Below are 12,183 nucleotides of genomic sequence, written 5' to 3'. Positions count from 1 at the left end.
AGCAGGGGCGCCTTCGGGCGCCCTTGTCGTTCCAGCGCATCAGCGCACGCTGACGCCCGGTGTTGCAGCGCTCAAGCGGCCGATCACGGCCGCCTGGACGAACCCTGCGTCGTGGAAACAGGCCAGCACCGCGTCCACCGCTTCCGGGGCACAGGACACCAGCAGGCCGCCACTGGTCTGCGGATCTGTCAGCAGCGGCTGCCAATGTGCTGGCAAGCCCTCGGCGAAGCGCACCTCGGTGCCATAGGAAGCCCAGTTGCGGTGGGAGGCGCCGGTCACGCAGCCACGCTGCAGCAGCTCCAGTGCCTGCGGCAGCAGCGGCACCTGTGCACTGTCCACCTCGGCGGCAACGCCACTGGCACGGCACACTTCCAGCAGGTGGCCGAGCAGGCCGAAACCGGTCACGTCGGTCATGGCATGCACGCCGTCCAGCGCGGCCAGCGGCACGCCCACGGTGTTAAGTCGGGTGGTCGACGCGATCATCTGCCGGTAGCCGTCGGCATCCAGCACTTCTTTTTTCAGTGCTGACGAATACACGCCCACGCCCAGCGGCTTGCCCAGCACCAGCACATCGCCGGCGCGGGCATCGGCATTGCGCTTGAGCCGCTGCGGATCGAGCACGCCGATCGCGGCAAGGCCATAGATCGGTTCCACCGAATCGATGCTGTGGCCACCGGCCACCACGATGCCGGCATCGGCGCAGGCACGTTCGCCGCCCTGCAGGATGCCGCGGATGGTGTCCTGCGGCAGGCTGTTGATTGGCATGCCGACGATGGCCAGCGCGAACAGCGGGCGCGCGCCCATCGCGTACAGGTCCGACAACGCGTTGGTGGTGGCGATGCGGCCGAAATCGAACGGATCGTCGACGATCGGCATGAAGAAATCGGTGGTGGCGACAATCGCCTGGCGATCATCGAGGCGGTACACCGCGGCGTCGTCGCTGGTCTCGCGGCCAACCAGCAGTTCGGCCGGTGCCGGAAGTGCTGGAACGCCGCGCAGCAGTTCGCTCAGCACGCCCGGCGCGATCTTGCAGCCGCAGCCGCCGCCATGCGCGAGAGAGGTCAGTCGTTGCGGGGCATCGGCCGTTGAAGGGGCGGGGGACTGCGCGTGCGTGGCCATGCCGACATCTCCTGCGGAAACACGAATGGCGGAAGGCAGCAGGAGTCGAACCTACCAGGGAACGATCGACGCCCCCTACTGGGTTTGAAGCCCAGCCGCATGCCCGGATGCGCATGCCTTCCGAAAGTACGGCGGTAGCGGTGGGCTCAGTCGCGGGCTGCGTTCCACTGCAGGTCGCCACGCGGCCGATGCTGGTCACCGACGCGTCGAGTGTAGCCAACGCGGTTGAAGAACTCCAAGATCTGGATGCTGCGCTTGCGGCCCAGGCCGATGGCATCGCGGAAGGTGGCCGCATCCACCGTGCCGCTGGCCTGTGACAGCTGCGCGACGATCGCGGCGAGTTCGGCAATGCGTGCGGGTGCATAGAACAGGTCCGGCACCACCTGGAACAGCTCGCCACGTGCGGTGGCGCGGCGCAGGACGGCGCGGATCTCGTCTTCGGCCATTCCGATCTCCGCGGACAGGGTGCGCACCCACGGTGGATCGAAGCCCCCGGCGTGCAGTTGCGGCAGCACGCGTTCCAGCAGCAGACGCTCGCGTTCCGGTGGCGCATGGTCATGGCCGGGCAGGCGCCACCAGGCACCCACGCGTTGCACACTGCCGTCGTCCAGTAGCTCCTGCAGCAGGGCATTCCAGAGGCTCGCTGCAAGCGAGGGCAGGGTGCTGCGCTGCAGGCGGCCGCTGTCGACACCGGGTTCGTCGGGGCGTCGCTCATGCCAACTGCGCAGTGAGGTGACTACCTGCTCGCGCAGCAGCTGCCAGTGCGAGGCGAGGATGACCACCGTGTCTTCGCGGGTGATGACGCGCTGTGCGCCTGCGGGAAGAACGATCCGGTCGGCGGCGCGCCGGCAGTAGCGCTGCAGCGCGGCCATGGCAACACCGAAGGGCGCCTGCTGCAACAGTGGGCCGATTCCCGCACCCGCGGCCAGTTGCTCCAGTGCTCCCAGCCATGCGAGCCGTGCAGGACTGCGTCGGCGCCGCTGTGGCGGGTCCGGATCGAGCACGAGGCCGCCGCCCAGCGTGTGGGTGGCCGCTGAATCGCGGGCAATGAAGCGGTCGCCACACATCGCGCAGACCGGAGCATCGAACACCAGCTGCACCAACTGCCCATCACCGTGGTCATGGTTCTCCAGCAGCACCACATGGGCCTGCCGGTGCATCGTGCCCCAGTGGATATGCAGCGGTGCCCAGTCGCGCAACGGTGCGGCCAACGCGGACAGCCGCAACCGCACATCAACGCGGGTGGTGGCCAGCAGTGCGCGTGCGTCGGCGATCCAGTCACCGCGGCGGATGTCATCACGGGCGATGGCCGCCAGGTTCAGCGCGCAGCGCTGCCCGGCCATCGCGTGGTCACTGGCCTGGTTCTGCGCGTGGATGCTGCGTATGCGCACTTCAGTGGCGGCCGGCATCAGCTGCAGATGCTCACCCACCGCGGCGATGCCGCCGTGCACTGCGCCGGTCACCAGCGTGCCGTGGCCGGCCAGCGAGAACACGCGGTCCACCGGCATGCGGAACAGCTCGCTGCGCAGTTCGGCCTGGCGCGTGCTGGCGTCGTCCGCCGCCCAAGCGTGCAGCTGGGTACGCAGCGCGTTGGTGCCAGCATCGTCGGGTGCGGTGCTGTTGCAGGTGAACACAGGGGAATCCTGCAGCGGCGTGCCGGCCAGCAGGGCAGCGACCTCGATCTCGACCCGGGCCAGGCGCGCCGCATCCACACGGTCGATCTTGGTGAGCGCCACCGCACCGCGGTCCACGCCCAGCAGTTGCAGGATGGCCAGATGCTCGCGGGTCTGTGGCATCACGCCGTCGTCGGCAGCGATCACCAGCAGGGCGACATCGATACCCGTGGCGCCGGCCACCATCGTGTGCACGAAGCGCTCATGGCCCGGAACGTCGACGAAGCCCAGCGTCGCGGCCGGACCTTCGACGTCCCCGCTTTCCACCGGGACATAGGCGTAGCCCAGTTCGATCGATATGCCGCGCGTACGCTCTTCCCGCAGGCGATCGGTTTCGATGCCGGTCAGTGCGCGTACCAAGCTTGTTTTGCCATGGTCGATATGCCCGGCGGTGCCGACGATCATGCCTGCAGCATGCTCCATTGGGCCAAGAAGGCCGCTTCGTCGGCGGGTTCCAGGCAGCGCAAGTCCAGCCACAACGCGTCATCGGCAATGCGGCCCAGCACCGGGCGCGGTAGCTGACGCAAGCGCTTGGCCAGGCGATCCAGTCCGCCCCGGCGTGCGCTGGCAATGCGCAGTCCGGCGCTGGCAAGCTGCGCCTGTGGCTGCGCGCCGCTGCCGATCTGGCTGTGCATCGAAGCAGGCTCGAGGGTGTAGTCCGCCGCCAGCGAGGCACGCATCGGCTGCAGCAGGCGCTGGGCCTGCGCATCGATATGCTCCTGCGTGCGCGAGAGCGTGCGTAGTGTCGGCAGCCGCTGTGCCAGCAGCTCGGGTTCGCGGTACAGGGCCAGCACCGCTTCCAGTGCGGCCAGGCCCATCTTGTCCATGCGCAGTGCCCGCTTCAGCGGGTTGCGGTTGATCCGTGCAATCAGGTCGGCGCGGCCGGCGATGATCCCGGCCTGGGGCCCGCCCAGCAGTTTGTCGCCACTGAACGAAACCAGATCGGCGCCGGCCGCCAGTGCTTCCTGCACGGTGGGCTCGTGCGGCAGGCCGAAGGCCGCCAGCTCGCACAGGCTGCCACTGCCCAGGTCCACCACCAGCGGCAGGCCATGTTCGTGCGCGATCGCAGCCATTGCCGCAGTGTCGACCTTGGCAGTGAATCCGGTGATCGCGTAGTTGCTGGCATGCACCTCCATCAGCAGCGCTGTGCGCGCGCCGATGGCGTTGGTGAAGTCGGCCGGATGGGTACGGTTGGTGGTACCCACTTCCAGCAGCCGCGCGCCCGCGCTGCGCATCACATCGGGGATGCGGAAGGCACCGCCGATCTCCACCAGTTCGCCGCGCGACACCACCACCTCGCGGCGGTTGGCCAGGCTGTTGAGCAGCAGCAGGACCGCCGCCGCATTGTTGTTGACCACGGTGGCGGCTTCGGCGCCGGTCAGTTCGCAGATCAATGCCTGCACCCGCGCATCGCGGTCACCGCGACGGCCACGGATGACGTCGAACTCAAGATCCACCGGCGCGGTCATCGCGCGGGTGACGGCCTGCACCGCAGCCTCGGGCAGCAATGCGCGACCCAGGTTGGTATGCAGTACGGTGCCGGTCAGGTTGAACATCGGTTGCAGGTCCAGCCGTGCATCGGCTGCCAGTGCGGCCTCGACTGCCGTCGCCAGCGCCGGGCCGTCGACCGCTTCCTGCAGCTGCGCGGTCGACAACTGACCGGCGCTGATACGGTCGCGCAGCACCTGCAGGTGCGAACGCAGCAGCTGGGTGATGCGGCTTCGACCGTGGCCTTCGATCAGTGGCGCCAGTGCAGGCAGGCGCAGCACCCGGTCCAGCGAGGGCAGGGCGGCGGCCGATGCCGGGGCGGGGGGCATGGCTGTCATCGCCTCAATCGCCGTCGGATTGCCATAGCAGCGGATTCTGGCTGGCACGCGCATAGCCTTCCTCGGCCAGCAGCAGATCCAGCGCCAGCGTGCCGAGGTCATCGGCCACCGGCTCCAGTGACGGGTCTTTCTCCAGATACAGGATCTTGCGATAGCTGTGGCAGTGGTCGCAGGTCTCGGCACGCACCGCGCTCTCGCGCACCGCCTCGCCGCTGTCGCCGTCCACATCGGCCAGGGCGCGATAGGCGATGTCCTTGCCGGCGGCACCACACTGGCTGCACTGCACGCGCACGTAGTGCCACTGGCAGGCGCACAGCGAGCACGACAGGTAACGGTAGGATGCATAGGGTGGGCGTGCCTGCACCACGCTGGTCACCGGCAACGTGCCGCACAGCGGGCACAGCCCTGGCGCATCAGCCAGCGGCTTCAGGTCGGTAGGGCGGAAGCTGGCTGCGAGCACCGCCCAGTAAACCTGCAGTGCGTTCATCACCAGCAGTGCAGCGACCGCATCCACCGATGGCGCGTCATCACGCTCCAGCACGGCATGGGCCTGCGCATCCAGCCAGGCATCGTCGGCCGCGGCGACGCGATGCAGCTCCTGGCGGGTTTCCACCGGAAGCCCGGCCTCGTCGGCACAGTGCTGGCACAGCGTGCGCAGCCAGTCGCGCCAGCATCCATCCAGCTGAAGCGTGTTGGCCGGCCGCAACGGCATGCCGGCACCGGCCGCCGCACTCGACTGCTGCGCACGTGCCTGCCATTGCAGTGCCTCGCGCTGTTGCGGTGTCAGCCCGTCCAGCAGCGCCTGCTGTGCATCGGCCAACGCCGCCAGCAGCTGCAGGTAGCCGCCGATGGCACTGTGCGCGGCCAGGCTGCGCAGGCGCGTCGCGCGCTCAGCGAACAGTGATGTGACATCGGGCAGGATGATGCGCGGAACATCGCGCGAGGCGAGCGTCTCGATCTCACCGGGTTCAAGGATGCGTTGCGCCATGCAGGGCCAGCCAGAAGAACCAGGCTCCATCCTCGCCGTTGTCAGTGCTGGCGTCCAGCGTGTTGCCGGCCATTTGAAAGGTTGGGGTCAGATCCGTTTTCCACAGGAAAACGGATCTGACCCCATCGGTTGGTTGAAAGTGGATCCCGAGCGTTGGTCGGGATTCGATCAGTGCCGACCAACGGTCGGCACCCACCGACAGATCGCGGCCAACTGTCGAGGGCGGGGTGGAGCCGGTTGCGGGGGCGTGAGCCGCATGGGCCCGAGGCATGCTTCGGGCGGGTTGGGCAGGACGCCCAACCCCGGTCTTGCCGTGTGCGCAGGACAGCGCACACGAGCAAGCGGCGACCGAGCTTACATGGGTGAGGGCGCTTTGCTTGCGAAGCACTGCTTCGCAAGCGCCCGAACGCACAGCCGCCAGCGGCTGGGCCGGGCCCCGGAGGGGTACTTGCAGCGTCCCCCGCAACCGGATCCACCCCGCCATCCCACGGATAGCCGCTGTTGCTGTTGCCTTGGCTTGAAGTGGGTGCAGGGCCGCAGGCCCTGCCGCTACCCCTCTTCCCGACGTCCGCGCAGGATGTCCCGGAACCACTGCCGGTGATGCTTGTACGCCCACCCATAGGTCACCTTGCCCTGGGTCATCGCCCGCACCGACCCCTTGATCCAGATCGCCGCATAGATGTGCACCACGATCGCGCAGATCAGCACCCAGCCGAACAGCGCATGGGCCAGCACCGAGAAGCGGATCACCCCGATCGGGAAGAAGTGGCTGAAATACTGCCGCCAGATCACGAAGCCGGTCAGCAGCAGCGCCGACAGGCAGCCGATGATGGCCCAGAACAGCAGCTTCTGGCCCGCATTGAAGCGGCCCACCGGCGGCAACTTCTCATCCTCGTTGCGCAGCACATCGCGCATGCCGCGCATCCACGCGCGATCGTCAGCGGTCGGCAGATTGTCGCGCCACATGCGGAACGCCAGCATTGCAAAGCCCACCACCATGGCCAAGCCGATGAACGGATGCAGGATGCGCGTCCACGGTCCACCGCCGAACAGCTGGGTCAGCGGAAACAGGGCAGGGTGGAACAGGGCCAACCCTGACAAGGCGGTCAGCACGAAGCAGATCGCCACGATCCAGTGGTTGATGCGGGTCGGCGCGCGGTAGCGGATGATCTGGCGCGGGTGCGGGGCGTACTTCATGGCCGCTGCTCCTCTTCGATCTTCTTCGCCTCGTGCTCGGCTTCCTCTTCTTCCTCGTCATTGACCGTATTGCGGCCGATGCCGATGTAATGCAGGAAGCCGGCGAAGGCGGTGGCGGCGATCGCCAGCACGCCCAGCGGCTTGGCCACGCCCTTCCAGACCTCCACCATCGGGCTGATGCGTGGGTCCTTGGGCAGATCGGCGTACAGCTCGGGCTTGTCCACATGCTGCAGCACGTACATCACGTGGGTGCCGCCGACGCCCTGCGGATCGTACAGGCCAGCATTCTCGTAGCCGCGCGATTTCAGGTCTTCCACGCGTCCGGCCGCGTGCTCGGTCATCGCCTGCTTGCTGCCGAAGGTGATCGCGCCGGTCGGGCAGGTCTTCACGCAGGCCGGTTCCTGGCCCGCCGCCACCCGGTCCGAACACAGCGTGCACTTGTAGGCCTTGTGGTCCTTCTTGGAGATGCGCGGCACGTCGAACGGACAACCGGTCACGCAGTAGCCGCAGCCGATGCAGTTCTCTTCCTGGAAGTCGACGATGCCGTTGGCGTACTGGATGATGGCACCGGGCGACGGGCAGGCCTTCAGGCAGCCCGGATCGCTGCAGTGCATGCAGCCTTCCTTGCGGATCAGCCACTCCAGCTTGCCCTTCTCGTCCTCGTACTCGCGGAATTTCATCACCGTCCACGACTGTTCGCTCAGGTCGGGTGGGTTGTCGTAGCTGCCAACGCAGCTACCGACCTCGTCGCGCAGATCGTTCCACTCCATGCAGGCGACCTGGCAGGCCTTGCAGCCGATGCACTTGCTCACATCGATCAGCTTGGCGACCTGGCCGGTGTGCGCACCACGCGCCTCCGGCGAGGGCGTGGTGGTGGCCGAGCGGCGGATGATGTCCAGCGATTGCAGTGACATGGCGTGTCTCCTACACCTTCTCGACCTTGACCAGGATGCACTTCGATTCGGGCGTCTGCGAGTTGCCGTCACCGATGGCGTTGGTCAGCGTATTGGCGATGTATCCGGGCTTGGCCGCACCGAGGAAGCCCCAGTGGATCGGCACGCCCACCTGGTGCACGGTCCGGCCATCGATCTGCAGGGCCTTGATGCGCTTGGTCACCATGGCGACCGCTTCGATGTGGCCGCGCTTGGAACTGACCCGCACGCGGCTGCCGTTGTTGATGCCCAGCTCGTCGGCCAACGCCGCGCCGATCTCGACGAACTGCTCGGGCTGGATGATGGCGTTGAGCTTGCCGTGCTTGGTCCAGAAGTGGAAATGCTCGGTCAGGCGGTAGGTGGTGGCCACATGCGGGAACTCGTCCGGCGAACCGATCTGTGCACGATCGCTGGCGAATACGCGCGCTGCCGGGTTGTTCAGCGTCAGTGCCTGGCCGGGGCTGAGCGGGTTGCTGCGCAGCGGGGTATCGAACGGTTCGTAGTGCTCCGGGAACGGGCCTTCGGCCATGCCGGCCTTGGCGAAGAAGCGGGCGATGCCTTCCGGGTTCATGATGAACGGGCCCATGCCACCGGCAGGATCTTCGTCGGCCTTGAAGTCCGGCACGTCCACGTTGCCCCAGTTCTTCCCGTTCCAGGCCAGCAGCGTGCGGCGCGGATCGAACGGTTGGCCGGCCACGTCGCACGAGGCGCGGTTGTACATCACGCGGCGGTTGGCCGGCCACGCCCAGGCCCAGCCCAGCGTGTTGCCGATGCCGGTGGGGTCGCTGTTGTCACGCCGCGCCATCATGTTGCCGGTCGGGCCCCAGGCACCGATGTAGATCCAGCAGCCGCAGGCGGTGCTGCCGTCGTCGCGCAGGTCGCCGAATGCGGCCAGCTGCTCGCCGGCCTTGCGCACCAGCCTGGTCGGGTCCTTCGGATCGAACACGTCGGCCAGCGCCTTGCCGTTGTATTCCATCGCCAGTTCTTCGGGCGTGGGTACCTCAGGGTTGGCGTAGTTCCAAGCCAGGTCGCGCACCGGCTCCCACCACGCACCGCCGTCCTTCTCGTACAACGCTTTGATGCGATGGAACAGCTCGGACATGATCTCGATGTCGCTGCGTGCTTCGCCCGGTGGGTTGGCCCCCTTCCAGTGCCACTGCAGCCAGCGCGAGGAATTCACCACCGCGCCGTTCTCCTCGGCGAAGGAAGTGGTGGGCAGGCGGAACACTTCGGTCTGGATCGTGCTCGGGTCGACGTCGTTCAGTGCGCCGTGGTTCTGCCAGAAGGCGATGGTCTCGGTTTCCAGCGGGTCCATGCTGACCATGAACTTCAGCTTGGAGAACGCACTGATCAGCTTGCCCTTGTTCGGCGCCGAGGCCAGGGGGTTGAAGCCCTGGCAGATGTAGCCATGGATCTTGCCCTCGTTCATCAGCTCGTACGCCTGCAGCATGTCGTACGGCTTGTCCAGCTTGGGCAGGTAATCAAAGCACCAGTTGTTGTCGGCGGTGGCAGCGTCGCCCCACCACGACTTCATCAGGCTGACGTGGAACTTCGGGTAGTTCTGCCAGAACGACATCTGGTTGGCGCGCAGCGGCTTCTGCGTGCGCTTGGCGATGTAGGCGTCGTAGTCCTGTTCGTCCTGTTTCGGCAGCGTCAGGTAGCCGGGCAGCAGGTCGGACATCAGGCCGATGTCGGTCAGGCCCTGGATGTTGGAGTGCCCGCGCAGCGCGTTCATGCCACCACCGGCCACGCCGATGTTGCCCAGCAGCAGCTGCACCATGGTGCCGGCACGCACGTTCTGCGCACCGATCGAGTGTTGCGTCCAGCCCAGCGCGTACAGGATGGTCATCGCCTTGTCCTTGACGGCGGTGGACGCGATCATGTCCCAGATCTGGCGGATGCTGTCGGCCGGCGTGCCGCAGATGCGTTCGACCATCTCCACGGTGTAGCGCGCGTAGTGCTGCTTGAGCAGGTTGTAGACGCAACGCGGGTCCTTCAGCGTCGGGTCGCTGCGCACGAAGCCATCGTCACCGTAGGCGTAGTCCCAGCTGGAGCGGTCGTAGCTGCGCTTCTCTTCGTTGTAGCCCGAATACAGGCCGTCCTTGAAGGCGAACTCGTCCTTCACCAGGAACGACATGTCGGTGTAGTTCAGCACGTACTCGTGCTGGATGCGGTCCTCGGTCAACAGGTAGTTGATCAGACCCCCCAGGAACACGATATCGGTACCGGTGCGGATCGGCGCGTACACGTCGGCCACCGCGGCCGAGCGGTTGAAGCGCGGATCGACCACGATCAGCCGGGCCTTGTTGTGTGCCTTGGCCTCGGTCACCCATTTGAACCCGCACGGGTGTGCCTCGGCGGCATTGCCACCCATGATCAGGATCAGGTCGGCATTCTTGATGTCGACCCAGTGATTCGTCATCGCACCACGGCCTAGCGTCGGGGCAAGACCTGCCACCGTCGGGCCGTGTCAGACACGTGCCTGGTTGTCGAATGCCAGCATGCCCAGGGAGCGGACGACCTTGTGGGTCAGCACCGCGGTTTCATTGCTGGTGGCCGAGGCCGCCAGCATGCCGGTGGTCAGCCAGCGGTTGACCGTCTGCCCGGCCTCGTTCTTCTGCACGAAGTTGGCGTCGCGGTCTTCCTTCATCAGCCGCGCGATGCGATCCAGCGCATCGTCCCAGCTCAGCCGCTTCCACTCGTTCGAGCCCGGTGCCCGGTACTCGGGGTAGAGCAGGCGCGACTTGCTGTGGATGATGTCGGCCAGGCCGGCACCCTTCGGGCACAGCGTGCCGCGGTTGACCGGATGGTCCGGGTCGCCCTCGATATGGAAGATGCTCGGCTCGGCGTTCTTGGCGCCATCGCCGAGGCTGTACATCAGGATGCCGCAGGCCACCGAACAGTAGGTACAGGTGTTGCGGGTCTCGGTCGCGCGGGTCAGCTTGTATTGCCTGACCTCCGCGAGCGCGATGCCGGGCGCGAAGCCCATCAGTGCCAGGCTGGAGCCGACCAGGGTTGTCCCGGTCACTTTCAGGAACTGGCGGCGGCTCATCGATGGCATGCCGTTCTCCTGGGATGGCGGGGAGGCGCAGGCCTCCGGGCTGTCGTTGGGTACGGCCCGGTTATAGCACAGGCACCCGCATACCCATGTGGCACAAGGCCCGGCGCCTGCCGGGCAGGCGCGCAAACGGGCGCCTCTGGTAAAGTTGCGTGCCCGCACCCCGGGGAAGCGTCTGCCGGGCCTGGTTCCAGGATGTTCCGCGCAGCCCCCGCCGTCCTGGCGCGATCCGCCGCGCCGGACCTGGAACACCGAGGAAAAAAGTTTGCGAAATCAACCCGTTGGATCCCCCGCATGAGCGCCCCGTCGAAACCGTCGGACACCGTTGCGCGCGGCACGCTGTACATCGTGGCCGCCCCGTCTGGCGCCGGCAAGAGCAGCATCGTCAATGCCACCCTGGCGCGTGACCCGCAGATCGCCCTGTCGATTTCCTTCACCTCGCGCGCAATGCGCCCCGGTGAGGTGAATGGCCAGCACTACCACTTCGTCAGTGCCGAGAAGTTCGAGCAGATGATCGCCGCCGGCGACTTCTTCGAACACGCCTGGGTGCACGGCGACTGGAAGGGCACGGCCCGCCAATCGGTGGAGCCGCAGCTGGCCGCCGGCCAGGACGTGCTGCTGGAGATCGACTGGCAGGGCGCGCAGCAGGTGCGCCAGCTGGTGCCGGGCACGGTCACCGTGTTCATCCTGCCGCCGTCCAAGCAGGCCCTGCAGGACCGCATGCGCAAGCGCGGCCAGGACAGCGAAGCCGTCATCGCCCAGCGCCTGGGCGCGGCCCGGGACGAGATGCTGCACTTCAACGAGTTCGACTACGTCATCGTCAACGAGGTGTTCGACACTGCCGTGGACGAGCTGTGCGCCATCTTCACCGCCAGCCGCCTGCGACGGGAGGCCCAGAAGGTCCGCCACGCCAGCCTGATCCAGGCGTTGCTGACCCCCGATCCGGGTGCAACTGACTGATTCCAAAAGAATCGGGTGGGGGTTGGCTTGATTTTGTCCAGCTCCTGCCAGTACACTCCGTCCCCTTTCCCTCATTCGACTGAGCGGCCGACCGGTCGCCGGGAGCCCGTATGGCCCGCATCACCGTAGAAGATTGCCTGGAAGTCGTTAACAACCGTTTCGAACTGGTCATGATGGCATCCAAGCGTGCCCGCCAGCTCGCCAACGGCGTGCAGGCCACGCTGGACAACAGCGAGACCGAGGACAAGCCGACCGTGCTGGCGCTGCGCGAAATCGCCGCCCGCAAGATCGACAACGCGCTGATCGACGAAGTCGAGAAGGCCGAGCGTGAGCGCGCCGAGCGCGAAGCGCTGGAGTGGGCCGCCGCCGAAGTGGTCGCCGACGAAGACATGTCCAAGAACGACGATTGATCGCATCGATCAACGTCGTT

General features: G+C 66.8%; 9 protein-coding genes and 1 tRNA gene. 2 read left to right on the top strand and 8 right to left on the bottom strand.

The window, feature by feature from the left end:
• Positions 1-39: 39 nt before the first annotated feature.
• The 8 genes from selD to fdnG form a co-directional block, all read right to left on the bottom strand.
• On the bottom strand, positions 40-1,119 hold the full coding sequence (gene selD, locus AC5P8J_RS09440) for a selenide, water dikinase SelD (RefSeq protein ID WP_495216772.1): 1,080 nt from the start codon (positions 1,117-1,119) through the stop codon (positions 40-42).
• Between the two features lie 26 nt (positions 1,120-1,145).
• Positions 1,146-1,241, bottom strand: a tRNA-Sec gene (locus tag AC5P8J_RS09435).
• A gap of 24 nt (positions 1,242-1,265) precedes the next feature.
• On the bottom strand, positions 1,266-3,197 hold the full coding sequence (gene selB / locus AC5P8J_RS09430) for a selenocysteine-specific translation elongation factor (RefSeq protein ID WP_134731813.1): 1,932 nt from the start codon (positions 3,195-3,197) through the stop codon (positions 1,266-1,268).
• Positions 3,194-4,618, bottom strand: a complete 1,425-nt coding sequence (selA, locus tag AC5P8J_RS09425; RefSeq protein ID WP_134731815.1) for an L-seryl-tRNA(Sec) selenium transferase — start codon at positions 4,616-4,618, stop codon at positions 3,194-3,196. The genes selB and selA overlap by 4 nt, the downstream gene beginning before the upstream one ends.
• Positions 4,619-4,622: 4 nt before the next feature.
• A complete protein-coding gene (fdhE, locus tag AC5P8J_RS09420) occupies positions 4,623-5,606 on the bottom strand; it encodes a formate dehydrogenase accessory protein FdhE (protein WP_134731817.1) in 984 nt (327 codons plus the stop codon).
• Positions 5,607-6,155: 549 nt separating this feature from the next.
• The gene (locus AC5P8J_RS09415) at positions 6,156-6,803 is read right to left on the bottom strand and encodes a formate dehydrogenase subunit gamma (protein WP_021203714.1); all 648 of its coding nucleotides are present in this window, start codon (positions 6,801-6,803) and stop codon (positions 6,156-6,158) included.
• Positions 6,800-7,717 (bottom strand): formate dehydrogenase subunit beta, encoded by a 918-nt coding sequence (gene fdxH / locus AC5P8J_RS09410; protein ID WP_134731821.1) that lies wholly within the window; start codon positions 7,715-7,717, stop codon positions 6,800-6,802. Before fdxH ends, AC5P8J_RS09415 begins: the two co-directional genes overlap by 4 nt.
• Positions 7,718-7,727: 10 nt before the next feature.
• On the bottom strand, positions 7,728-10,796 hold the full coding sequence (gene fdnG / locus AC5P8J_RS09405; protein ID WP_146256820.1) for a formate dehydrogenase-N subunit alpha: 3,069 nt from the start codon (positions 10,794-10,796) through the stop codon (positions 7,728-7,730).
• Between the two features lie 291 nt (positions 10,797-11,087).
• On the opposite strand from fdnG, the gene gmk reads away from it, so the two are divergent.
• Positions 11,088-11,753: a guanylate kinase gene (gmk, locus tag AC5P8J_RS09400; protein WP_019661981.1), complete on the top strand. Its 666-nt coding sequence runs from the start codon at positions 11,088-11,090 to the stop codon at positions 11,751-11,753.
• A gap of 110 nt (positions 11,754-11,863) precedes the next feature.
• Positions 11,864-12,163 carry a DNA-directed RNA polymerase subunit omega gene (gene rpoZ / locus AC5P8J_RS09395; RefSeq protein ID WP_005410877.1) on the top strand — a complete coding sequence of 100 codons (300 nt, stop codon included), beginning with the start codon at positions 11,864-11,866 and terminating at the stop codon, positions 12,161-12,163.
• Positions 12,164-12,183 lie beyond the last annotated feature (20 nt).

The organism is Stenotrophomonas sp. YJH_SMC_37, from assembly GCF_059370035.1.
The sequence above is the reverse complement of the archived record's forward strand: the minus strand, read 5'-3'. Positions and strand labels throughout refer to the sequence as shown.